Origin of the sequence: Novosphingobium sp. SG720 (genome assembly GCF_012275365.1) — a bacterium.
Classification (GTDB): Bacteria; Pseudomonadota; Alphaproteobacteria; order Sphingomonadales; family Sphingomonadaceae; genus Novosphingobium; species Novosphingobium rhizosphaerae.
This window is the reverse complement of sequence record NZ_JAAZQN010000001.1, coordinates 1,197,193-1,218,291: the sequence shown is the minus strand read 5'-3', so window position 1 is coordinate 1,218,291 and position 21,099 is coordinate 1,197,193. Positions and strand designations below refer to the sequence as shown.

Below are 21,099 nucleotides of genomic sequence, written 5' to 3'. Positions count from 1 at the left end.
ATTCAACTGCCGTCGGTGATCAGCGTGCCGCCATCCACCACCAGCGTCTGCCCGGTGATGAAACCGGCTGCGGACGATGCCAGGAACACCGCCGCGCCGGCCACTTCGGCAGGCGTCCCAGGGCGGCGCAGCGGGGTCATCTGCATCCGCCGCGCCATGAACGCTTGGTTTTCCAGCAGGGGGCGCGACAGTTCGGTGGCGATGAAGCCAGGGGCGATGGCGTTGCAGCGCAGCCCGTGCGGCCCCCATTCCACCGCCAGGTTGCGCGCCAGTTGCGATACCCCGGCCTTGGCCAGGGCATAGGCGCTGATCGCGCCATTGCCGCGCAGCGCCGAAAGGCTGGAAATCAGCACCAGGCTGCCGCCGGCGCGCAGATGCGGCCGCGCGGCGCGGGCCAGCACCACCTGGCTGCGCAAGTTGATCGCCATCACCCGGTCGTAATCGTCCATGGCGATATCGGCAAAACCGCCGGGCCGCCCAGTGATCCCGGCGTTGCACACCACGATGTCCAACCCGCCATCGGGTGCGGCGGTGGCTTCCACCAAGCGCTCGATCGCAGCGGCATCGGTCACATCGCAGGGCACGCCGGGCATGCCCAGTTCCGCCGCCACGGCTGCAGTATCAGCAGCATCCTCGCTGGAAATCGTCACCCGCGCACCGGCCGTGATCATCGCCTCGGCAATGGCGCGGCCGATGCCACGGGTGGAGCCGGTCACCAGCCCCACCTTGCCATCCAGGCGGAACGGGTCGCTCACTCGCGCAGCGCTCACTTGTGCTCGGGCCGGTCTTCATCCAGCGGCTTGCCTTGGTGCAGATAGGCGGGCGCCTCGATCAGCACGAACGCGATGCGGCAAACCTTGTCGCTGGTGTTGCGCCACAGGTGGTTGGTGCCGCGCTGCACGATGATGCCGCCCTGGCGGATCGTGGTCTTGGCGCCATCATCCAGTTCCAGTTCGATCTCGCCGTCCAGCACGATGCCGTAGTCGATCGAATTGGTGCGGTGGAACGGGCTGGCCTGGCCCGGCAGCATATCGACGATGCGGATGACCGAGCCACCTTCCAGCGTGACCCCGGCTTCGCGCGCGCGGCCATCGGTCTCGTCGTTGTTGTCGGCCGGCACGGTCGCAGTGGTCCAGATCAACAGCATGGCCGCATCGCCCGACGGGATCATCTTCGTCGGGCTCACGTCCTCGCTCTTGAACACCGCGCGGCCGTTTTCGTCGTGCCCGGTCACCACGCGCTGCACGGCCGGCAAACCACTATCAGAGACCAGCCCGCTGTCGGAAATCACCTCGCTCATGCCTTCACCACTTTCTGTTCGATCACGCCAAACGGGCTGCGCCCATCGGGCAAACGCCCTTCCATGCGCACGCTGTCGCCGAATTTCATGAAATCGGTGCGCGGCGCGCCTTCGTCCACGATCTCGATCCCGCGGCGTTCGGCGATGCACGACGAGCCCACTTCGCGGAAGTTTTCGTTCGATACGGTGCCCGAACCGATCACCGTGCCGGCCACCAGATCGCGCGTGGCCGCCGCATGGGCCACCAGTTCGTGGAAGCCGTGCCCCATCGGTGCGCCGTTCGCCGCGCCAAAGCGCTGGCCGTTCCAGTCGACCAGCAGATCGGCGCAGACCCTGCCGTTGTGCCACGCCGTGCCCAGTTCGTCGGGCGTGACGGCAAAGGGCGCCATCGTGCAAGGCGGCTTGGCCTGGACCCAGCCGAACCCGGTCTTCATTTCGGGGCCGGCCAGCTTGCGCAGCGACCAGTCGTTGATCTGCACCACCAGCTTGATGTGGGCCATGGCATCGGCAGCGCTGGTGCCCATCGGCACCGCATCGACGATCACCCCGAACTCACCCTCGAAATCGATGCCGAATTCTTCGGAGGGGAAACGCACGTCTTGGTTCGGGCCATAGAACCAGTCCGATACGCCCTGGTACATCAACGGCTTGCCGGTTTTTTCCGGCACCACGCCCAAGACCTTGTCCATCAGGTCACCATGGCTGGCAAAGGCCGAGCCATCGAGCCACTGCCAGGCGCGCGGCAAGGGAGCAGCCAGGCGGGCGGGATCAAGCGCTTCGGGAAATTCCCCAATCGCGGCCAGGCGCGGCCCCACGCTGCCCCAATTTTCCAGCGCTTCCTGCAAAGTGGCCACGGGCGCTGGCGCAAAGCGCGCGCCATCGGGCGAAACCACCACCAGCACACCGTCGCGCTTGCCGGTTTGCGCGCTCGCATCGAGCGTTGCCAGACGCATGCCGTTCATTCTCCCAGATCGTCACAACCAGATTATGTCGGGCAGCGTGATGCCTTCCGCCCGCGCTTCGGGCAACGGCTTTGCGTCGATAGGCAGCTATCGACAAGATGCGATGGTCGCGCCCTGCCCCCCATGCCAAACCGCCGCAAAACGGCAGTGCCAGGGAGATTTCACACATGGCCCATCGGCCCACAATGCGTGCCGGCAGGCACCGGTGCGGCCTTAAGGCCCCGGTTGCGGGCCTGCCGCGCAAAGCCGTGCCTCCCGCCTGCCAAGCGCGCGCCGCGATCAAGGGAGCGGGCCGCATCCGCGATGCCGGCTGCACCCCAGACTGATTTTTCCAAAGGACAGACAACGATGTTCGAGCCTTTCTCCGGCAACTATGTGTGGAACCTGGCGACCAACCTGGCGCTGGTATGCGGCGGCAACCATGGCGAGATCGACGAGGCCTGCCGCCCGGTGCGCGAGGCCGCCAAGGCCGGGGCGGACGCCGGATCGGCGCTCTTGTTCGATAGTTGGATCGCCGTTGCCGACCAGGTCACGCACAATGCCGATGCCGATCTGGCCGAAGGTTTCACCCTTTCAGCCGGGGCCAAGTACTTGCGCGCGAGCGGTTATTACCTGGCTGCCGAACGCATGCAGAGCCGCGACTATGCCCCGCGCTGGGCCGCCTATGACAAGGGCCTGGACCTGTACCACAAGGGCAGCGCCTTGCGCGGGCTGCATGTCGACAAGGTCGAAATCCCCTACGAAGGCACCGCCTATACCGCGATCTTCGTGCACGACGGCAGCGGCACGCCTCGCCCCACGCTGGTTTCGGTCAACGGCCTCGATTCCATGAAGGAACAGGTCAACATGGCCGGCCATGGGCTGTCGAACCTGGAGCGCGGCATGAACACCCTGTTCGTGGACCAGCCCGGCACCGGCGAGGCGATCCGCAAGCGCAACCTGCCCGCCGTGTTCGACGCCGAACGCTGGGGCAGCCCGGCATTCGATTACCTGCTTACGCGCAGCGACGTGATCCATTCCAAGATCGGCATTTTCGGCCTCTCGTTCGGCGGCTATCACGCGCCGCGCATCGCCGCCAACGATCCCCGCTATGCGCTGTGCGCGGTGATGGGCGCCAACCACGTATGGGGCCAGCGCCAGCGCGAGCGCGTGAAGAACGAGGGCGAAAACCCCGTGCCGCACTATTGGGACCACGTGCAATGGGTCTTCGGCTTCGACGATCGCGACGCGTTCCTCGACTATGCCGACCAGATCACGCTTGATGGGCAGGTAGAGAAGATCAAGGTGCCGTTCCTGATCACCCATGGCGAAAACGACCGCCAGATCCCGGCGTTCAACGCGCAGCTTTCCTATGACCAGGCGGTCAACAGCCCCAAGCGCCACTTGCGCATGTTCACCAAGGCCGATTTCGAAGTGGAGCATTGCGGCGCCGACAACGGCACCGGCATGCGCGACTACATCGCCGATTGGTGCGCGCAGACGTTTGCTGAAATGGGTTGACGGCCATGGCTGACTTCACCTTTCACCACGGCGGCGTTTCCGTGCCAAGCCTGGACGAGGCGATCGCCTGGTATGGCCGCGTCCTGGGTTTCGAGCTTGAGCGCCGCTTCTATATCGAGGCGGCCCGCTCGCACGCCGCCATGGTGCGCAAGGGGCCGCTGCGGTTCGAGATTTTCGAAGTGGAAGGCGCCGCGCCGCTCCCTGAAGACCGCCGCCATCCCCCGCGTGACGTGAAAACCCACGGCAACAAGCACGTGGCCTTTCGCGTGCTTGATCTGGAGGTGTTTCTTGCGGAAATGGAACAGAAGGGCGCCGACGTGGCTTTCGTGGTGCGCGAAGCGTTCGGCAAGGGCTGCTTCATTCGCGATTGCGCGGGCAACCTGATCGAATTCGTGGAAGAAGCCGCAGACTGACGGGGGACTGGCGCGCAAGAGGCCTGGGCAAGCTCAGGGCGAACGGAACCGGAGAAAATCTCCATGCCCCGTTCGCCCTGACCGTGTCGGAGGGCGGCAAGCGCCCTCCCCCAAATTCAGATCGCGTGCTCGTCGTCCTGGGTGATCTCGGCCAGCTTGCCGGTGACCGGCAACTTGCCCGGCTTGCTTTTGCGAAAGGGTTCGAAGCTCTTGCGGTCGGCGTCGAACTGCATGTCCCAGGGAATGTTGTCGCCACGGAAGATCGGCGGGGCATTGTTGGCCCACAGCAAGGAACCGAAGCGGAAATCCCAGGCGCGCGGCACCCAGTTGTCGTCGAGATAATCGGTATCGGCGTGGTATTCAGCCTCGCCCGCATGGCCGGGCATATCGCAATAGTAATAGATCGCGCTTGAGATGCGGTGGCGCGAGATGCCGCCGCTCGAATTCATCGACTGGTTCTTCCAGCCCTTCTTTTCCATCAGGTTGGCGCCCAGCATCACTTCGTCGATATCGTCCATGCCAAAGGCGATGTGCATGAACTTGAAGTGATCGGGGGCGATCGGCAGGTCGCAGTTCACCCAGAAGATCGAGTGATGCTCGAACGTGCCGGCGGCGCGGGCAAAGATGCCGGTGCCGCGCGTGTGGTCGACATAGCGGAAGCCCAGGTGGCGCTCGTAGAATTCGAAGCTGCCGACATAATCGGGCGAAAAGAACACCACGTGGTTGATGGTCTTGGGAATCGCCTTGTGGCGCCAGATGCGGTGCTGGTTGAAGCGCGGATAGCTGCTCGGCGTGTTGACCGGGCTGGCTTCGGAAACGACCGGCCGCTTGGCCCAGACGCGCAGGGCGATCGGCTGGCCATCCGGGCACACGCAATGCACGGTGCCATCCGCGTCGCGCGTTACCGCCACTTCACTCGCCAGGCTCGCCGCAATGCGCTCCAGGTTTTCCGGGGTATCCACGCCCCACACGGTTTCCTTCAGCCCGTCTCCCGGAAACGGATCGGGCGAAGGCAGGCGCGCATCGCCATGCGCCAGCACGATCAGGCGGCTGCCCGAAGGCAGGCGAAACACCACCTCCTGCGCGCTGGTGCTTTCCGCACTCAGGCCGAAATCGGCCCAGAACCGGGCGTGTTCGGCAACATCCGCCACCCCGAACACCACGCTTTCGACACCCAGAATTGTCATGGATTCTCCCCACATTTGAAGGGGAGTTATGATCGCGCGGGGCGCGGCGCGAAAACGCATTGCACAGGATGGTCGCTATCTGTTTTGCAGATGGGGGCGCGCGCCCCGCCCCGGACGGGAGAGAAGGCCGGGGAAAGAGCGCGCGCACCTTTGGGCAACCCGGATCAGACCGGTTCGGCCAGCTTCCGGCGGATGCGGTCGGTCACTTCCACCGGATCGCCGGCCTGTTCGGGATGCATTTCCCATTCGCCCAGCTGGATCGACGAGGTGCCGACCAGCCTGGCCCGCTCGAAACGGCGGTCCATGAAGGCGCGCAGCGCCGCATCGGTATCCTTGCCGGCCAGTTCCTCGGCCAGCACGACCGCGTCTTCCACCGCCATGGCTGCGCCCTGGCCCAGGTGCGGCGTGGCCGAATGGGCCGCATCGCCGATCAACACCACGCGGCCCTTGTACCAGGGATCGGGCATGATGCAGGCTTCGAGCGGGCGATAGACCACCAGCTTGGGATCGGTGACATGCCGTGCCGCCTCGCCCAGCAGCCCGCCATAGCCGGCCAGCCGCTTGCGCAGTTCATCGGCCAGGGTTTCCGGCGCAAAGCGCGGATTGCCGCGTTCTTCCACCACCGCGAAGATGTACATTTCGGTGGGCGTAAGCGGGCAATAGCCGGCTTTGCCGTTATAGCCGTTCCTGGGATCGCCGATATAGATGTCGGACCATTCGAGGCCGGCCGGGCGCGGCACGTTGTAGCGCCACACGCCCTGTCCGGTGTATTGCGGCCGGGCTTCGGGCCACAGCACCCCGCGCACCGCCGAATAGTTGCCATCGGCGCCGATGACCAGGTCATAGCGCCCCGTGCTGCCGTCGCTGAACGCCACGTCAACATGATCGCCGGCGTCCTCGATCGATGTGAACGTCACCCCCAGCTTAACCGGGATGCCCAGTTCGCGCACCTTGTCGGTCAAGACCTTGTGCAGCGCCGGGCGGGTGAGGCCGAGGTCCGACGGCAGGCCATCGACCGCGGTTTCACCCGGCAGTTCGGCCAGGACCACGCCCGTACTGTCGAGGAAGCGCGCGCCGCGATAGGCATAGCCGGCCTGCATCGCCGCCTCGCCCACGCCCAGGGCATTGAGCGCGCGAACGAAATTGGCCTGGACGATGATGCCCACGTGATAGACGCGCCAGTCCTTGTCGCGCTCTGCCACCTCTACCGCGATGCCGCGCTGGTGCAGGCCGATGGCGACGGCAAGACCCGCCACACCGCCGCCGATCACGCAAATCTTCCGTGCTTGTGCCATGGTTCCCCTCTCCCTCATTCGGCCGCTTCGGCCAGGTTTTCGGCCGCCACCGGCTTGGGGTCGGCAGGCAGGTAACGCAGCTGTTCAGCCGTGGCATAGGCCACGTCCCAGCGCGGATCGGCCATCAGCCACTGCGGCAGATCGTGCATGAAGATCAGCGTGCCAAAGGCGCCGTCCCACACCCGCACTTTCCAGCTGTCATCGACGCAATCGCAATCGGCGCCATATTCCATCTCCCCGCCCAGTTCGGGCACGCGCAGGTAGAGGAACGCCGCGCTGGTCAGGCGGTGGCGGCCCAGCCCCCATCCGCCCTCGAAGCGATAGCCCAGCCGATCGAGATGGTTCTTGCCCACCATCATCTCGTCGATGTCTTCCACTTCGAAATTGGCGTGGTGAAACTTCAGCGTGCCGTCGAAGCCAGGCATCCCGGCATGGGCATTGGCGATGAAGATGTTGTGATGTTCATAGGCGCCGTCGGCGCGCATATAGACGCCAAAGCCCTTCTGGACGTCGGTGAGACGAAAGCCGAGCCGGTCGCGATAGTATTCCAGCGCTTCCTGCACATCGGAGAACGTCCACACGCAATGGTGGATGCGCTTGGGGCAGGCGCGGGCCAGCCACTTGCGCGGCTGGTTGAGCCGGCCGATGTGGCCCGGCGTGTTGGCCGGGCTGGGCGCGCCGAACACGGGGCGCGGCTGCCACGCTTGCAGGCCGATGGCCTGGCCGAACGGCGTGACGAAATGGACCACGCCCTGCGCATCCACGGTCAGCTCGTGGTCACGCGCCAGGTCGGCGGTCAGCGCGGCGAGCGCCTCTGGCGTATCCACGCTCCACACGCATTCGTGCACGCCGATGCCGGTCTGCACGCTGCCCTTGGGCAGATCAGGATGCCCCCGGCGCAAGAGATGCACTTGCGCCCCGTTCAGCACTTCGAACCGGGCACCATGGGCATCGGCCGATTGTGGCTTCAGTCCATAGTCTGCGAAAAAGCGGCTCGTGGCCTCAAGGTCATCGACCAGGAACACCAGCCGCCGAATTCCGGTAATCGCCATATCCGCACATCTCCCTTTGGTTCATGACCGGATGATGCGGAGGTGGCGCGGCGGTTTTGTTGATCCACCGCAATTCGATCGCATGGATTAAATCGACCGCTGGCATCACCAAAATCGATACCAGCGGCCGATCCCTCATTTGCGGAACAGCAGGGTCAACAGGAACCAGATGGTGCGCGCATCGAGCAGCCTGAGCGCGGCGCGTGCTTCTGCCGGGGTCAGCTTGGCCACCATCGGCATGGCCCCGAAGATCTTGCCGCGAATGACCAGGGCATTGCCGTCGCGCTCGATCTTGCGCACGGTCATCAGCTCCTTGTCGCTGGCGTCGAGCACCCGCATCTGCGGCGGCTTCTTGGCGGCGTTCACTGCAGCATTCATTGCACGTCCCTCCCGCAAACCTTGTCGTAATCGATCCCCATGTCGTCCATCATCTGGATCGCCGTGGCGCGGCCGGCACCGAACACGCCGCCGCCCGGATGCATGAAAGGCCCCACCAGATAGAGGCTTTCGATGCCCGGCACCCGGAAAGAGCCGAGGTCGGGCGTGGGCCGGTGCGCCACCGACTGGTACATGAACGGAGCGCAGCCGTGGATGTCTCCCTTGACGAAGCTGGCCGGGCTGTCGCGCTCGTGATCGATCGGCGAACGGATCAGGCGACCGGTGATGTTGTCATCCGTCAGGTTGGAATAGAACTTGCGATATTGCGCCAGGGCCGCATCGGCGACTTCTTCCTTGCGCGCGTCCCAGGCGGCCGGGCCGCCATCGAACAAGTCATAGGGCGCAAAGTTGACGCCATAGAACACCCCTGCCCCGGCAGGCGCCCGGCTGGGATCGAAAATGGTGTTGTCGCCCCCGGCGATCAGGCGCGGCGCGGTCAAACCCCGGCGCAACTTGTCGTATTCCAGCAGCATGTCGCGGATGGTGTAGAAATCCATCAGCTCGGTCATCATCGCGTTGGTGTCGTTGCCAACCTTGAGCTTGAGCCGCTCCTTGAGCGTGAGATGCGTGAGATTGATCGAGAAGGTCGACTGCGTCACCCGCTCGGCGCGCTCCAGCACGGGTTCGGGGGTTTCCGCCACGAACTTGCGCAGCACGTGCGGGTGGATCGCACCGATCACCCCGTCGCGCGCCATGAAAGTTTCGCCCTCGCTGGTTTCCAGGCCCAGCGCCTTGCCCGAAGAGACCAGCACGCGCTTCACTTCCACGCCGCAGCGCACTTCGCCACCGAAATGCTCGATCGCGCGCACCAAGGCCTTGGAGAGCTGGCCCGATCCACCCTTGGGCATCGAACAGCCATAGGTGTGGATGATGCCCGGCATCAGGAACGCGCCCATCCCGGTGCCCAGTTCATCGGGCATCTGCAGGTTCTCGGTGACCATGCGCACGATGTGCAGGCGCAATAGGTCGCTTTCGAAATACTGGTTGACCACGTCGAGCGCGCTGCGGCTCATCACATCGAGCAGGAAGCGCCCTTCGTCGGACTGGTCCATCATCGCCACGAAGGCGCCCATCGGGAACGGCGGGGCATAAAGGCCGCCCATGAACATGGGCAGGGCTGCCATGCTGGCGCGGGCAAACTTGCGATAGGCCTCGGCATCGCGCGGGCTGAAGCTGGCGATTTCCTCGCAGGTGCGATCAAGATCCTTCCACGACCGCACGATCGTGCCATCTTCCCAGATCGAGGCGTGCGGCAGTTCGGGATAGATGTATTCAAGGCCGAACCGGCCGAGCAGGCCCAGTTCGTCTTCGCGCAGCATCGGATTGCCCTGGATCATGATGTGCACGTTGGAGTGCTCGTCATGCCAGAAGCCGGGCTGGATCAACTCACGCGTGGAAACGCCGCCGCCAAAGTGCGGCTTCCTCTCCAGCACCAGCACTTTCTTGCCGGCCTTGGCCATGTAGGCTGCTGCGGTCAGGCCGTTATGCCCGCCGCCCATCACCACGATGTCGTATTGGCTCATGCGTGTTCTCCCGAAAAGAAGGCGCGGAAACCGGCCAGGCCGGGCACGTGGCTGGCGCCACCACCATCGGCCACCAGCACCTGTCCCGTGATGTTGCGCGCCGCATCGCTCGCCAGGAACGCCACCGCCTCGGCGATGTCTTCCGGCGCGCCCAGGCGGTCGCGCAGGGTTTCGTCTTCCACCACCTTGCGCAGCGCCGGGGGAAAGGCTTCGCGCAATGCCGGCGTCATTGTCATGCCCGGCGCCACCGCGTTGCAACGCACCCCGTGCACGCCATGGCTGGCGGCAATCGCGCGCGTCATCTGGATGATCGCGGCCTTGCTGCTGGAATAGGCGGCCTGGATCATGTGGCCCTGCAACGCCAGGTTGCTGACGGTGTTGACGATATTCCCGCGCGTGGCGCGCAGGTGGGGCAGCGCGGCGCGGCAGCCGATCATCGTGCCGCGCACGTTGACGGCAAAGGTGCGGTCCCACAATGCCGTGGCCATGTGCTCCACGTCGCCGTCGTTTTGCGCAATATCGGGGCCGAGCAGTGCAGCATTGTTGTGCAGCACGTCGATCCGGCCGAATGCTTTCACGGTGTCGGCGATCATCGCCTCCACGCTGTCCTCGCGTTCCAGATCGAGGTGGATCGCCAGCGCGCCATCGATCGCATCGGCCAGTTCGCGTACGCGATCAAAGGCGATGTCGGCAATCGCCACGCGGGCGCCGCGGGCGGTGAGCAGGCGGGCCGTCGCTGCGCCAATGCCGCCGGCCCCGCCGGTGACGATCGCAACCTTGCCGTCCATGCGGATTGCATCCACAGACACGTGTTCTCTCCCCTTGTCTCGTCGTGTTGGGGATGGTCTTAATCGTCATGCATCAAACCGGAAGAAGGCACATTTTTGTGCCCGTCCCGGCATGAAGGGCCGGCCATGGGACGCGATCTTGAGGTGACAGTGGAAACCGCCCGTTTTCCCGCCGCGTTGCGCCCCGGCCTGATCGCCCTGGCAGCCGACATGGCCGCCCACGGCACGCAGCGATCCGATCCCACGCGTGCGGTCATGGCCATGATGGGCGATCGCTGGACCGCGCTTATCCTGCAAGTGCTGATGATCGGCACCTGGCGCCATGCCGACTTGCGCCGTGCGCTTTCGCAACTATCAGCAGAGCAGGCGATTTCACAGCGCGTGCTCACGCTCAAGCTGCGCGCGCTGGAACGCGATGGCTTTGTGGAGCGCCACGTCACGGCCGACGTGCCACCGCGCGTGTCCTATGCGCTCACGCCGCTGGGCCACGATCTCGCCGGCCAGGTGCGCGCCTTGATCGACTGGGTCAATGCGCGCGGCCCCGCCATTGCGGGCGCGCGCGCCGCGTTCGACACGCGCGACGAGGATTGAGGCGACCGCGGCGCCTGCGTGAACGCCTGCCCTCGCCGCTCAGGCGTTTGGCTTGCTCGCCAGGTGCCCGTGCTTCTGCTGGAATTCCATGGCCATTTCATCGCGGCGCAATTCGGCGATCGGCACCACGTTGCTGCTGTCGCACTGCTCGCCGTCGTTGGCGAAAGCAGCCAGTTGCTCCACCACCCAGCGCAACGGGCGGTCGTTGTTGTTGGAAATGTGCCATTGGACTGCTTCGCGGATGGTCGGCATGTCGAACGGCAGTTCGCGCATCACCAGCGGCTGGGTCTTGACCATCTGGCGCGCCAGGCGGCGGTGCATCGTTGCCACGCGGCGGGTTCCCACCACCAGCCCAGGAAGCGAAAGGAAGCATGGCGCGATCACTTCGATCCGCCGCTGCGTCTTTTGCCGCCGCACGAACCAGTCATCGAACGCCGGCGTGCGCGTCTTGCCAAAGCGCGCGGTGACATGGCCCAGTTCGAAATAGCGCTCGCGCGTCATCTCGCCGTGCAGGGCCGGATTGGCCGCGTCGCCCACCACCACGTAATCGTCTTCGAACAACAACTGGCTGGGATGATCGGCGCTGATCGCCAGGTCGATGGTCAGGAGCAGGTCGATCTGCCCGCGCTCCAGCACGTCGACCGGATTGTCTCCCATCGGCTGGATTTCAAAGCGCATGCCCGGCGCCCGCTCGGCCAGTTCGGCCAAAGCCCCCGCCAGCAGCACTTGCGTCGAATAGTCCGAAGCCATGATCCGCACTTGCCGATCCGACGTTGCCGGATCGAATGGCGGGGCAATGGCAATGGTCGTGCGGATCTGGTCGAGCACGGCGCGCACCGGCTCGATCAGTTCCTCAGCCCGCGCGGTCAGGACCATTGAGCGGCCCTTCATCACCAGCAGTTCGTCACCGAAATACTCGCGCAGGCGGCCCAGGGCGCTCGACGTGGCCGATTGCGACAGGCACAGCCGGTCGGCCGCCAGGCTCACGCTCTTTTCCTGCATCAGCACGTCAAGCGCCGCCAGCAGATTGAGATCCAGTCGTTGGAAACGCATGGCTTGTTCCTCTTCCCGGCGTTGGCGGCCCGTTTTCTTGTTGTGTCAGGCCAGTGTCGCCAACGCGCTTTCCACCAGTCTAGCAATATCACCGTCATGGGCAAAGCCTGCCCGCTCTGCCGCAGGCGTTTCCAGCGGCGGCTGTGCCCCGAACGCCGCTTCCAGCGCAGCATCGGGCGCATAGCTGACCAGATCGGCGCGAACGCCGCATTGCCGCGCCACTTCGGCGGTCAGATCGCCCATCGTCACCCGCAATGCCGGCAATGTCACGGCATAAGTGGGCGGCAGCAGCGCGGTATCGAGCGCCAGTGCGTGCAGGAAATTGTCGGCACAGGCCGCCACCGATTGCGCCCAGATGGTCGCGCCGGCCGAAACCGGGCAGACAAACGCTTCCCCGGCCTTGAGCGCGTGGAACAGGTTGGACATGAAGGCACTTTTCATGCCCGATGGCCCCTTGGGCCGCGCCAGGATACCGGGCAGCCGCACCGTCACGCCCTCGATCGCGCCGCGATTGGCAAACAGCGCGACGGCATGCTCCATCATCGCCTTGTGCGCGCCATAGATCATCTTGGGGCTGAGCGGCGTGGCATCGTCCACCCGCGCGGGCAGCGGATCGCCATAGACCGCGATCGAGCTGGCATAGACAAAGCGCGGCCGGCCCAACGCGGTCGCTTCCAGCAGAAGATCGTACATGGCATCGATGTTGATCCGCCGCGAAGCGGCCGGATCGGCTTCTGCCGCGCCGCCCGGCACCGTGGCCAGGTGAATGATCGCGCTCACCCCCTCGCCCAGCGCCGCTGCACGCACCGCCGCATCGCCCAGGTCACCCGCCACCACCCGCGCGCCGGCGGGAATGCCGTCGGGCACGGTGTCCATGGCCACCACGCCCCGTCCCTGTGCCAGCAAGCGCGCAACGATTTCGCGGCCAACGAAGCCACCGGCACCGGTGATGAGAATGGTCATGGGATGGCAACTCCTCGTGCGGAAGGATAACGCGGTCAAACGGATAACGGTAGACGGGCGCCGTGGGCCAGTGTGGCCCCCGGCGCCCGGAAATGCGATGCAGCCTTGCGGATCAGAAGTTCGCCGAAAACCGCACGCCGTAGGTGCGCGGCGCGCCATAGTGCGAAACGGCCATGCCGATCGGCGAAAGCTGCGGCATTGCCACCCGGCGCTTGTTCTCCAGATTGCTGACAAAGCCGCCGAGCGACCAGCCGCCATCGGCCTTGCGCAGGGTGAGCGCGAGGTCGGTGGTCCAATAGGCGCGAATGTGCTCGAAATCGAGGTATTCGAACGCGCCCCACTGGTCGGCGCGCCAGGCGGTGTTGACGTTGCCCACCAGTTCCAGTTCCTGGCCCACCGGCACCACCTGCTCCGCGCCCAGGTTCACCGTCCACTTGGGCGCAAACAGCAGCGGCTTGCCCGAGCAGTTGAAATCCTTGACCGGCGCGCCACCGGCCGAAGCCCCCGTATAGGTATAAGGGCAACCGATGTTGTCGCGCGGGGCGGCGGTATAGAGGTGCAGGTCGTTGTACTTGGCATCGAGGTATTGCACCTTGCCGGTCAGCGTAGTGCCGGCAAACGGGCGCACCATGGCGTCGATGTCAAAACCCTTGATGGTCGAACGGCCGGCATTCTCGTTGGAATTGATCACCGTGCCCGACGTATCGTAGGTGAAATAGGTGATCTGCTGGTCCTTGTACTTCCACAGGAAGCCTTCCAGGTTCAGCTGGACGCGATTGTCGAAAAAGCGGTTCTTGGAACCGATGGTATAGGCCGTGATGAATTCCGGCTTGTAGCTGGGGCGCCCCTCGGCCAGCTGGAACCCGCCGGCGCGATAGCCGCTTTCGGCCGAAGCATAGAGCAGCGAGCGCGGCCCCACGTCGAATTCCACCGCGCCCTTCCACGTCACGCGCGAATAGCTGCCCTGCGCCACCACCGGATTGTAGGTCTTGAGGATCTGCCCCTTGCCGGTGGTCAGGTCGAAAAGTTGCACGTTCGCCTGGTCGGTGGCGCTGGACGAGATCCAGCCGTTGGACTTGAGCCAGTCGACCGTCGCCCCGGTGCTGAGCAGGTTGGGGTAGCGCGGCAAGGCGCTGGGGCTGGCGCAGCCATAGGCGAACGAAGCTGGCGGCGTGATCAGTTCGGGCGCCACGCCATCGGGGGCACCGCCGCAGAACGTGATGAAATTGTTGATCATCCCGTTCATGTCCTTGTGGTCGTGCGTGTAGCGCGCACCACCCACCAGGCGCAGCCGGTCGGTCACATGGGCGGTCAACTGGCCGAACAGCGCCCAGCTCGTGGTCTTGTGCGTGTATGACTGGATCGGCAGCACGAATTCCTGGTTGTACTCGCTGACCGACTTGATCTTTTCGTCAAAGAAGAACCCGCCCAGCACATAGTCCACCATGCCCTTGCTTCCCGACAGGCGGGTTTCCAGGCTGAACTGGTTGTCGGTTTCGTTGGCATAGGCAGTGTTGAACGCGGGGCCATAGAAATAGCTTTCCCCGCTGGATTTGCGATAGGCCGGAATGATCGTCAGCTTGCCCAGGCCGGTGTTCCAGTTCAGCTCTGCATTCACCCCCCAATAGGTGAAGTCGATCGACTGCTGCCGGTTCATCGCGTTCAGGAAGCCGAAGCCCGGCGCCGCCAGCTGCTGCTGGCGCCAGGCATTGGCGGCCTTGGTGTTGAGGCCTTCGCTGGTATCGAAACCGGCGGGGATGAAATTGTAGCTGGGATCGAACGAGCCGACATAGCTGCTGCCCGTGCCGACGCCGCCCACCTTGGTCCAGTCCGCGCCCAGGCGCAGGCTGAAATCCGAACTCGGTTCGAACAGCAGTTGCGCACGCACCCCGCTGCGATCCAGATCGTCCGAACCATCACGGTTATAGCCCTTGTGGTATTGGCGGGTGCCGGCGACGCGCAGCGCCGTGCTGTCGCCCAGCGCCAGGTTGACGTGGCCATCGACGTTGACCGCGTCGTAATTGCCATAAGACAGGTTGAAGCCCATCCCGTTCTTGCCCAGTTCCGGGCGCGCCGGGATGATGTTGACGGCACCGCCCGTGGCGTTGCGACCATAGAGAATGCCCTGCGGTCCCTTGAGCACTTCGACCCGCTGGAGATCGTAGAACGCGGCCGAGAATGCGCCCGCCGCACGGCCCAGCACCACGCCGTCATAGCTGGGCGTGACGGCCGGATCGTTGTACGAGCTGTTGGTCACGTTGCCCACGCCGCGCAGGAAGATCGAGGTGTTCGATCCGCCGCCATTGGTCACGCTGATCGCTGGAACCTGCTTGGTGATATCCTGGGCGTTGGTCACGCCGCGCTGCATCAGGTCGTTGCCGGAAACGGCATCGATCGCGATCGCCGCCTTCTGGATGCTTTCCGATTTGCGCTGTGCCGTCACCACGATCTCGCCCAGGCCGGTATCGCCGCTCGCGGCGCCCTGCGTGGCTTGCTGGGGTGCCACCGGCTGCGCTGCGTCCTGTGCCCGTGCCGCTGTTGCAGCCACGGCCAGAGCCAGAACGGAAACCGAAAAGCCGGCGCATGCGCGCATCTTTGTCATGTACAAGTCCTCCCCGGAGCATTTCCGCGCATCTTTGGCGCGGCAAACCTCATGGGGCGTCACGTAAGGCAATCATGCCGGCCCGTCTTACCGATTGTGTGGATGGGCGCCTATCCATGCTTCGGATTTGCGTCCTTCGCGCTGCGCTCTAGCCATGACGGCATGGAACGGGAGAACATCACCGGCGTCACCAAGACGCTGATCGTTGGCGGCGGCATCGGCGGCATGGCCGCAGCCATCGCCTTGGCAGAACGCGGCGTGTCGGTCGAACTGATCGACCTGGACCCGCAATGGCGCGTCTATGGCGCGGGCATCACCATTACCGGGCCAACCTTGCGGGCCTATCGCCGCCTGGGGCTGCTCGACCAGATCAAGGCGCAGGGCGCAATCACCAACAAGACCCGGCTGTTCCGCTTTGACGGCGCGCATATCAAGGATCTGGACGAGCCGGTGATCGAGGAAGGCCTGCCGGCCACCGGGGGCATCATGCGCCCGGTGCTGCACAAGATCATGCAGGGCCGCGTGCGCGAACTGGCCATCCCGGTGCGCCTGGGCCTGACGGTCAGCAACCTCACGGAAAGCGGCGATGGCGTGGATGTCACGTTTTCCGACGGCAGCGCCGGGCGTTATGACCTGGTGGTGGGCGCTGACAGCGTTTTCTCGCACATGCGCACCCTGGCATTCCCCCACATGGCTCCCGCCCTGCCCACCGGCCAGGGCTGCTGGCGCATCTCGATGCGCAAGCCGCCCACGCTCGACATGGGCGAATTCTACCTCGGGCACGAAAACCCCTGCGGCATCACGCCATGCAGCCCCGACAGCATCTACATGTGGATGCTCACCGCGCATGAAGAGCGCGAAACCTTCCGTACCGAGCAGGAACTGTTCGACGATCTCAAGGCCCTGCTGGCCGATTTCGGCGGCCATGCCGGCTGGATTCGCGATACGATGACCCCGGCGGACTGGATCAACTATCGCCCGCTTGCCGCCGCGCTCCAGCCGCGCCCGTGGTACACCGGTCGCGTCGTCCTGCTCGGCGATGCCGTCCACGCCACCACTCCGCATCTCGCCTCGGGCGCGGGCATGGCGGTGGAAAGCGGCATCGTCCTGGCCGAGGAACTCGCCCGCGCCGGGGCAGACGTGGCTGCCGGCCTGCATGCCTATCAGGAACGCCGCTATCCGCGCTGCCAGGACGTGATCGACAGCTCGATCGCGGTGGGCCGCCTGCAACTTGCCCATGGCAGCCCGGCCGAGCATGCCCATATCCTGGAAGGCGCGCTCGACCGGCTCAACCAGCCGTTCTGAACCGCCCAACGCCGCTCGTGGCGCCAGCCTTGTCCGTTGCCGCCCGCGCGGTTTGCGGCCAAGAACGGCGCCATGACGCTTACTATCACCCACGCCGCCCACCCCACCGACGCGCAGCGCGAAGCCATCCTTGCCCCTTTGCGCGCCTATAACCTGCGCGAAGGGGGCGACCCCGGCCTCGTCCCGGTCGCGCTGCTGCTGACCGATGCCGATGGCGCCGAACTGGGCGGCCTGTGGGGCAAGATCGCCTACGACTGGCTGTTCATCGAACTCCTCGCCGTGCCCGCAAGCCATCGCGGCCAGGGCCATGGCGAAGCCCTGATGGCGCGGGCCGAAGCCCTTGCCCGCACGCACGGGTGCGCCGGCATCTGGCTCGATACCTATGCCTTCCAGGCACGCGGCTTTTACGAAAAGCTCGGCTTTGCCGTGTTCGGCACCCTGGCAGACCACCCGCGCGGGCAAAGCCGCTTTTTCCTGCAGAAACCGCTGGCACCCCTTGCTGCCTGAGCGTGTGATGCAAAGCGCTCGCGGTGGGCCGGTCTGGGTTCGGCGCCTGCCCACTGGGGCAAGACGGCTCGACCCGCGCGACCAGGGCCGGTAACGCGGCCGGCATGCTGCATGTCGTCCATCATCCCGGCTATGTCGTGCATGCCGATCGGCCTGGCACTTTTGCGCACGACAAATACGCGCTGGTGATGCAGGCACTGCACGCAAGCGGCACGCCGATGACGGTCCACGCGCCGGAGATCATGCCGCCCGCCTGGCTCGAAGCGGTGCACGATCCGGCCTATGTCCGGGAAGTGCTGGCCTGCGCCGTCCCGCCCGAAAAGCAGCGCCGCATCGGCTTCCCCATCGATCCGCCGATCGCGCGCCGGTCGCAGTTGTCGCCCGGTGGCACCTGGCTGGCGGCCAAGCTGGCTTTGCGCCACGGCTATGCCGCCAACAGCGCTGGCGGCAGCCACCATGCCCTGGCCGAGAGCGGCGCGGGATATTGCGTGTTCAACGATCTGGCCGTGGCCGCCAACCGGCTGATCGCGGAAGGCGACGTGGCGCGCATCCTGATTCTCGATCTCGACGTGCACCAGGGCGATGGCACCGCCATGCTCACCGCCGGGCGCCAGGACATCTTTACCCTCTCGCTCCACGCCGAAAAGAACTTCCCCACCCGCAAGGCGCGCTCCTCGCTCGACGTGGCCCTGCCCGACCAGACCGGCGACGCCGACTATCTCGAAGCCCTGAACAGCGCCCTCGTGCCGGTGCTCGACGATTTTGCCCCCGACCTCATCCTGCTCCAGGGGGGCGTCGATGCCCATGCGGACGACCGCCTGGGCCGCCTTGCCCTCACCGACGAAGGCCTTGCCGCGCGCGACCGCTTCGTCGCCTCGCAAGCCTGGCGGCGCGGTATCCCCCTCGCCAGCACGCTGGGCGGCGGTTACGGCGCAGACCGCCAGGCCGTGGCCCGCCGCCACGCCCGCACGATTCTCACTCTCGGTGCCCTGATTGGCTGAACCCGCCAGCGGTTGCCGCCGCTGCGCGCCGGCTCGAACTTCCAATCCTGCCAGTGACCCATCAACAAAAAACCCGGCCTCTACGAGACCGGGCATTTTGTTGGTGCGCCCGACGGGATTCGAACCCATGGCCCCCAGATTAGGAATCTGGTGCTCTATCCTGCTGAGCTACGGGCGCCCGCGCCTCTCTTAAGGGCGTGGTGGCGGCAAGGCAATGTGCGTTTGGCCCGGTTCAGTTGACTTCGCCAGGCGGCGCCACCGGGATCAGCAGCGGCGCGATGGCAATGCCTTCGTCCAGCAAATCGCGCGCTTCCTCGGGCGTTGCCTGGCCATGGATGGGGGCAACATCCTTGTCGCCATAATGCATGGCGCGGGCATCCTGGGCGAACGAATCGCCCACCCAGGTCGAACTCTTGATCGCCTCGGCCTGGGCCAGCGCGACGGCGCGCAGCATGGCCACTGCTTCGGGCGGCAATGGGGGTGGTGCGGCTGGCGCGGTCTTTGGTGCCGCTGCCCCGCCCGGCGCAGCGCTCTGCGCGGGCGCGGCCGTAGGCATGGCGGGCGCCTGATTGCCCTTGCGTCCCACGGCCGGGGCCATCACTGCCTTGACCACGTCGTCGCTGCCGCACACCGGGCAGGTAACCAGCCCGCGTTCCTGCTGCTGTGCATAGTCGCGGGACGAGGCAAACCATCCTTCGAAGCGGTGCTGGCCGCCGGTGCATTGCAGATCGAAGACAATCATGACGCGTGCGATATGGGCACGGGCCGCTTGTTGGCAAGGCTCGGCAGTTGCTGCCGCACGGCCGCGGTGCGCGCCGGATCGATTTTGGCAAAGCCCAGGCCGGCGTCGGCCCCCATGTCGAGCACCACATCGCCCCACGGATCGACCACCAGGCTGTGGCCATAGGTTTCGCGCCCGTCTTCATGCCGGCCGGTCTGCGCGGCGGAAATGACGAAAGCGCTCGCTTCCACGGCGCGGGCGCGCTGCATCAGGTGCCAGTGCGCCTTGCCCGTGGGCACGGTAAACGCGGCGGGAATCGCGATGCAATCGCAGCCCGCCTGGCCCAGTGCCTCGAACAGAGCGGGAAAACGGATATCGTAACAGATCGCCAGGCCCAGCCGCCCCACCGGCGTTGCCACCGTCACCACGGCCTCGCCCGGTCGATAGGCGGCCGATTCGCGCCAGCTTTCGCCCGTGGCGAGGTCCACGTCGAACATGTGCATCTTGTCGTACCGCGCGGCGATGTCACCAGCCGCGTCGATCACGAAAGCGCGGTTGGCCGATCGCCCATCACCCGAAGCGCCGGCGGCGCCATCGGGCTTCACCGCCAGCGAGCCAAGGTGCACCCAGATACCATGGCGTGCCGCCGCCTCGCGCGCGGCAGCAAGCACGGGGTTGGCCTCTTCGGGCACGATATGCGGCGCGGCGCGCGCGCGATCGCGATCGATCAGGCCGGCCATCTCGGGCGTAAACAGCATCGCCGCCCCCTCCCCCGCCGCGCGCGCCACGGCATCGGCGATGGTGGCGGCATTGGCCAGCGGGTCGATCCCGCTGGTCATCTGCAACAGGGCGACTTTTACCGCTTCGCTCATGCGAGGCCGAGCAGCGCGTCGAGCTTGCCGGCGCGATCGAGGGCGTGGATATCGTCGGAACCGCCCAGCGCCTGGTCGTTGACGAAGACCTGCGGCACCGTGGCGGCGCCGGGCGCGCGCTCCAGCATTTCGGCGCGCTTCGGGCCGCCCATGGTCACGTCATGCTCTTCATAGGCAACGCCCTTGGCGTCGAGCAGGGCCTTGGCACGCACGCAATAGGGGCAGCCCCACTTGGTGTAGATTTCGACCTTGGGGGTTGGGCTCTGGCTCATGCTCGCTCCGCTTGAAATGGTGAAATGGGGGCCTTGAAATGCGCGACGCAGCCCACACATGGTTGTTCGTGAGGCGCGCCGCAAGCCGGGCGCATCACTTTCAACCCGCTCCAGCGCCGGAGTTTCCCGGGCCGGGGCACGTGCAGATTGCTCGACAAGAGGATATTGCCATGAACCGTTTCGATTTCACCCCCTATCGCCGCACCACCGTGGGCTTCGATCGCCTGTTCGACCTGCTCGAACGCCAGGCCCGCGCGAATGCTGGTGACAACTATCCGCCCTTCAATATCGAGCGCCAGGGCGACGATGCCTATCGCATCACGCTGGCCGTCGCCGGGTTCAAGCCGGAGGAACTCGATATCACCGCGCAGCAGAACCTGCTGGTGGTCAAGGGCAGCAAGGCCGATCTGGCCGACAAGCAGTACCTGCATCTTGGCATCGCCAACCGCAGCTTCGAACGCCGCTTCGAACTCGCCGATTTCGTGCGGGTGAGCGCGGCCGACCTTGCCGATGGCCTTCTGACCATCGACCTGGTGCGTGAAGTGCCCGAAGCGATGAAGCCCAAGAAGGTGCTGATCGGCAACCAGAAGGCGCTTTCGGTGGTAGACGGTGGCGACGCCAGCGCGGCCGCCTGATCCACTGACAGCCTGACACACGAAGGGGCGCTGGCCATATGGGGCCAGCGCCCCTTTTTTCTGCGCGCGTGGCGCAAGGGTTCCACCACCCCCAACCACCTCCTCTGAAGAGGATGGGG

Annotated in this window: 22 protein-coding genes and 1 tRNA gene; 7 read left to right on the top strand and 16 right to left on the bottom strand. The window is 65.5% G+C overall.

Going from position 1 to position 21,099, the window contains the following annotated elements; genetic code table 11:
• Positions 1 to 2: 2 nt before the first annotated feature.
• From FHW94_RS05530 to FHW94_RS05520, 3 genes are read right to left on the bottom strand one after another with little or no spacing between them, the layout of a single operon-like run.
• Positions 3 to 755 (bottom strand): SDR family oxidoreductase, encoded by a 753-nt coding sequence (locus FHW94_RS05530; protein WP_168554702.1) that lies wholly within the window; start codon positions 753 to 755, stop codon positions 3 to 5.
• Positions 756 to 766: 11 nt separating this feature from the next.
• Positions 767 to 1,300, bottom strand: a complete 534-nt coding sequence (locus tag FHW94_RS05525; protein WP_168554701.1) for a cupin domain-containing protein — start codon at positions 1,298 to 1,300, stop codon at positions 767 to 769.
• Entirely contained in the window at positions 1,297 to 2,253 is a 957-nt protein-coding gene (locus FHW94_RS05520) for a fumarylacetoacetate hydrolase family protein (protein ID WP_168555493.1), read from the bottom strand. Before FHW94_RS05520 ends, FHW94_RS05525 begins: the two co-directional genes overlap by 4 nt.
• A gap of 357 nt (positions 2,254 to 2,610) precedes the next feature.
• Here FHW94_RS05520 and FHW94_RS05515 point away from each other — a divergent pair, with 357 nt between their 5' ends.
• The gene (locus FHW94_RS05515; protein WP_168554700.1) at positions 2,611 to 3,762 is read left to right on the top strand and encodes an alpha/beta hydrolase; all 1,152 of its coding nucleotides are present in this window, start codon (positions 2,611 to 2,613) and stop codon (positions 3,760 to 3,762) included.
• 5 nt (positions 3,763 to 3,767) lie between these two features.
• On the top strand, positions 3,768 to 4,175 hold the full coding sequence (locus FHW94_RS05510) for a VOC family protein (RefSeq protein WP_168554699.1): 408 nt from the start codon (positions 3,768 to 3,770) through the stop codon (positions 4,173 to 4,175).
• Between the two features lie 116 nt (positions 4,176 to 4,291).
• On the opposite strand, the gene FHW94_RS05505 is transcribed toward FHW94_RS05510, so the two are convergent.
• The 6 genes from FHW94_RS05505 to FHW94_RS05480 all read right to left on the bottom strand — a co-directional run bounded on the left by FHW94_RS05505 (position 4,292) and on the right by FHW94_RS05480 (position 10,479).
• Entirely contained in the window at positions 4,292 to 5,362 is a 1,071-nt protein-coding gene (locus FHW94_RS05505) for a VOC family protein (protein ID WP_246865894.1), read from the bottom strand.
• A 164-nt stretch (positions 5,363 to 5,526) separates the two neighbouring features.
• Positions 5,527 to 6,657: an FAD-dependent oxidoreductase gene (locus FHW94_RS05500; protein WP_168554697.1), complete on the bottom strand. Its 1,131-nt coding sequence runs from the start codon at positions 6,655 to 6,657 to the stop codon at positions 5,527 to 5,529.
• A 14-nt stretch (positions 6,658 to 6,671) separates the two neighbouring features.
• The gene (locus FHW94_RS05495; protein ID WP_168554696.1) at positions 6,672 to 7,709 is read right to left on the bottom strand and encodes a VOC family protein; all 1,038 of its coding nucleotides are present in this window, start codon (positions 7,707 to 7,709) and stop codon (positions 6,672 to 6,674) included.
• A 135-nt stretch (positions 7,710 to 7,844) separates the two neighbouring features.
• Positions 7,845 to 8,087 carry a hypothetical protein gene (locus FHW94_RS05490; RefSeq protein ID WP_246865893.1) on the bottom strand — a complete coding sequence of 81 codons (243 nt, stop codon included), beginning with the start codon at positions 8,085 to 8,087 and terminating at the stop codon, positions 7,845 to 7,847.
• Complete coding sequence (locus tag FHW94_RS05485) at positions 8,084 to 9,670, bottom strand: NAD(P)/FAD-dependent oxidoreductase (protein ID WP_168554695.1); 1,587 nt, start codon at positions 9,668 to 9,670, stop codon at positions 8,084 to 8,086. Before FHW94_RS05485 ends, FHW94_RS05490 begins: the two co-directional genes overlap by 4 nt.
• Positions 9,667 to 10,479: an SDR family oxidoreductase gene (locus tag FHW94_RS05480; protein WP_168554694.1), complete on the bottom strand. Its 813-nt coding sequence runs from the start codon at positions 10,477 to 10,479 to the stop codon at positions 9,667 to 9,669. The genes FHW94_RS05485 and FHW94_RS05480 overlap by 4 nt, the downstream gene beginning before the upstream one ends.
• 105 nt (positions 10,480 to 10,584) lie before the next feature.
• Between FHW94_RS05480 and FHW94_RS05475 the strand changes: the two genes are divergently transcribed.
• A complete protein-coding gene (locus FHW94_RS05475) occupies positions 10,585 to 11,049 on the top strand; it encodes a helix-turn-helix domain-containing protein (RefSeq protein ID WP_168554693.1) in 465 nt (154 codons plus the stop codon).
• A gap of 39 nt (positions 11,050 to 11,088) precedes the next feature.
• Here FHW94_RS05475 and FHW94_RS05470 read toward each other — a convergent pair whose 3' ends face one another.
• The 3 genes from FHW94_RS05470 to FHW94_RS05460 form a co-directional block, all read right to left on the bottom strand.
• Positions 11,089 to 12,102 (bottom strand): LysR family transcriptional regulator, encoded by a 1,014-nt coding sequence (locus FHW94_RS05470; protein WP_168554692.1) that lies wholly within the window; start codon positions 12,100 to 12,102, stop codon positions 11,089 to 11,091.
• A 45-nt stretch (positions 12,103 to 12,147) separates the two neighbouring features.
• Positions 12,148 to 13,065, bottom strand: a complete 918-nt coding sequence (locus FHW94_RS05465) for an NAD-dependent epimerase/dehydratase family protein (RefSeq protein ID WP_168554691.1) — start codon at positions 13,063 to 13,065, stop codon at positions 12,148 to 12,150.
• Positions 13,066 to 13,177: 112 nt separating this feature from the next.
• On the bottom strand, positions 13,178 to 15,667 hold the full coding sequence (locus tag FHW94_RS05460; protein ID WP_246865892.1) for a TonB-dependent receptor: 2,490 nt from the start codon (positions 15,665 to 15,667) through the stop codon (positions 13,178 to 13,180).
• Positions 15,668 to 15,829: 162 nt separating this feature from the next.
• Between FHW94_RS05460 and FHW94_RS05455 the strand changes: the two genes are divergently transcribed.
• The 3 genes from FHW94_RS05455 to FHW94_RS05445 all read left to right on the top strand — a co-directional run bounded on the left by FHW94_RS05455 (position 15,830) and on the right by FHW94_RS05445 (position 18,480).
• Entirely contained in the window at positions 15,830 to 16,972 is a 1,143-nt protein-coding gene (locus FHW94_RS05455) for an FAD-dependent monooxygenase (RefSeq protein ID WP_246865891.1), read from the top strand.
• A gap of 72 nt (positions 16,973 to 17,044) precedes the next feature.
• A complete protein-coding gene (locus tag FHW94_RS05450) occupies positions 17,045 to 17,479 on the top strand; it encodes a GNAT family N-acetyltransferase (RefSeq protein WP_168554689.1) in 435 nt (144 codons plus the stop codon).
• A gap of 104 nt (positions 17,480 to 17,583) precedes the next feature.
• On the top strand, positions 17,584 to 18,480 hold the full coding sequence (locus tag FHW94_RS05445; RefSeq protein WP_168554688.1) for a histone deacetylase: 897 nt from the start codon (positions 17,584 to 17,586) through the stop codon (positions 18,478 to 18,480).
• 101 nt (positions 18,481 to 18,581) lie between these two features.
• On the opposite strand, the gene FHW94_RS05440 is transcribed toward FHW94_RS05445, so the two are convergent.
• From FHW94_RS05440 to grxC, 4 genes are all read right to left on the bottom strand, one after another.
• Positions 18,582 to 18,658, bottom strand: a tRNA-Arg gene (locus FHW94_RS05440).
• Between the two features lie 54 nt (positions 18,659 to 18,712).
• The gene (locus FHW94_RS05435; protein ID WP_168554687.1) at positions 18,713 to 19,222 is read right to left on the bottom strand and encodes a DUF1178 family protein; all 510 of its coding nucleotides are present in this window, start codon (positions 19,220 to 19,222) and stop codon (positions 18,713 to 18,715) included.
• On the bottom strand, positions 19,219 to 20,073 hold the full coding sequence (locus FHW94_RS05430; protein WP_168554686.1) for a carbon-nitrogen hydrolase family protein: 855 nt from the start codon (positions 20,071 to 20,073) through the stop codon (positions 19,219 to 19,221). Before FHW94_RS05430 ends, FHW94_RS05435 begins: the two co-directional genes overlap by 4 nt.
• Complete coding sequence (gene grxC, locus FHW94_RS05425) at positions 20,070 to 20,345, bottom strand: glutaredoxin 3 (protein ID WP_179504576.1); 276 nt, start codon at positions 20,343 to 20,345, stop codon at positions 20,070 to 20,072. The genes FHW94_RS05430 and grxC overlap by 4 nt, the downstream gene beginning before the upstream one ends.
• Before the next feature lie 170 nt (positions 20,346 to 20,515).
• Here grxC and FHW94_RS05420 point away from each other — a divergent pair, with 170 nt between their 5' ends.
• The gene (locus tag FHW94_RS05420) at positions 20,516 to 20,980 is read left to right on the top strand and encodes an Hsp20 family protein (RefSeq protein WP_168554684.1); all 465 of its coding nucleotides are present in this window, start codon (positions 20,516 to 20,518) and stop codon (positions 20,978 to 20,980) included.
• Positions 20,981 to 21,099 lie beyond the last annotated feature (119 nt).

What these genes read in the sequence shown, in the direction of transcription:
- FHW94_RS05500 (WP_168554697.1), bottom strand. Translation starts at nt 6,657, where the DNA reads ATGGCACAAGCACGGAAGATTTGCGTGATCGGCGGCGGTGTGGCGGGT.
- FHW94_RS05465 (WP_168554691.1), bottom strand. Translation starts at nt 13,065, where the DNA reads ATGACCATTCTCATCACCGGTGCCGGTGGCTTCGTTGGCCGCGAAATC.
- FHW94_RS05420 (WP_168554684.1), top strand. Translation starts at nt 20,516, where the DNA reads ATGAACCGTTTCGATTTCACCCCCTATCGCCGCACCACCGTGGGCTTC.
- FHW94_RS05515 (WP_168554700.1), top strand. Translation starts at nt 2,611, where the DNA reads ATGTTCGAGCCTTTCTCCGGCAACTATGTGTGGAACCTGGCGACCAAC.
- FHW94_RS05470 (WP_168554692.1), bottom strand. Translation starts at nt 12,102, where the DNA reads ATGCGTTTCCAACGACTGGATCTCAATCTGCTGGCGGCGCTTGACGTG.
- FHW94_RS05510 (WP_168554699.1), top strand. Translation starts at nt 3,768, where the DNA reads ATGGCTGACTTCACCTTTCACCACGGCGGCGTTTCCGTGCCAAGCCTG.
- FHW94_RS05455 (WP_246865891.1), top strand. Translation starts at nt 15,830, where the DNA reads ATGGAACGGGAGAACATCACCGGCGTCACCAAGACGCTGATCGTTGGC.
- FHW94_RS05490 (WP_246865893.1), bottom strand. Translation starts at nt 8,087, where the DNA reads ATGAATGCTGCAGTGAACGCCGCCAAGAAGCCGCCGCAGATGCGGGTG.
- grxC (WP_179504576.1), bottom strand. Translation starts at nt 20,345, where the DNA reads ATGAGCCAGAGCCCAACCCCCAAGGTCGAAATCTACACCAAGTGGGGC.
- FHW94_RS05435 (WP_168554687.1), bottom strand. Translation starts at nt 19,222, where the DNA reads ATGATTGTCTTCGATCTGCAATGCACCGGCGGCCAGCACCGCTTCGAA.
- FHW94_RS05445 (WP_168554688.1), top strand. Translation starts at nt 17,584, where the DNA reads ATGCTGCATGTCGTCCATCATCCCGGCTATGTCGTGCATGCCGATCGG.
- FHW94_RS05505 (WP_246865894.1), bottom strand. Translation starts at nt 5,362, where the DNA reads ATGACAATTCTGGGTGTCGAAAGCGTGGTGTTCGGGGTGGCGGATGTT.
- FHW94_RS05495 (WP_168554696.1), bottom strand. Translation starts at nt 7,709, where the DNA reads ATGGCGATTACCGGAATTCGGCGGCTGGTGTTCCTGGTCGATGACCTT.
- FHW94_RS05430 (WP_168554686.1), bottom strand. Translation starts at nt 20,073, where the DNA reads ATGAGCGAAGCGGTAAAAGTCGCCCTGTTGCAGATGACCAGCGGGATC.
- FHW94_RS05450 (WP_168554689.1), top strand. Translation starts at nt 17,045, where the DNA reads ATGACGCTTACTATCACCCACGCCGCCCACCCCACCGACGCGCAGCGC.
- FHW94_RS05485 (WP_168554695.1), bottom strand. Translation starts at nt 9,670, where the DNA reads ATGAGCCAATACGACATCGTGGTGATGGGCGGCGGGCATAACGGCCTG.
- FHW94_RS05525 (WP_168554701.1), bottom strand. Translation starts at nt 1,300, where the DNA reads ATGAGCGAGGTGATTTCCGACAGCGGGCTGGTCTCTGATAGTGGTTTG.
- FHW94_RS05520 (WP_168555493.1), bottom strand. Translation starts at nt 2,253, where the DNA reads ATGCGTCTGGCAACGCTCGATGCGAGCGCGCAAACCGGCAAGCGCGAC.
- FHW94_RS05460 (WP_246865892.1), bottom strand. Translation starts at nt 15,667, where the DNA reads ATGACAAAGATGCGCGCATGCGCCGGCTTTTCGGTTTCCGTTCTGGCT.
- FHW94_RS05475 (WP_168554693.1), top strand. Translation starts at nt 10,585, where the DNA reads ATGGGACGCGATCTTGAGGTGACAGTGGAAACCGCCCGTTTTCCCGCC.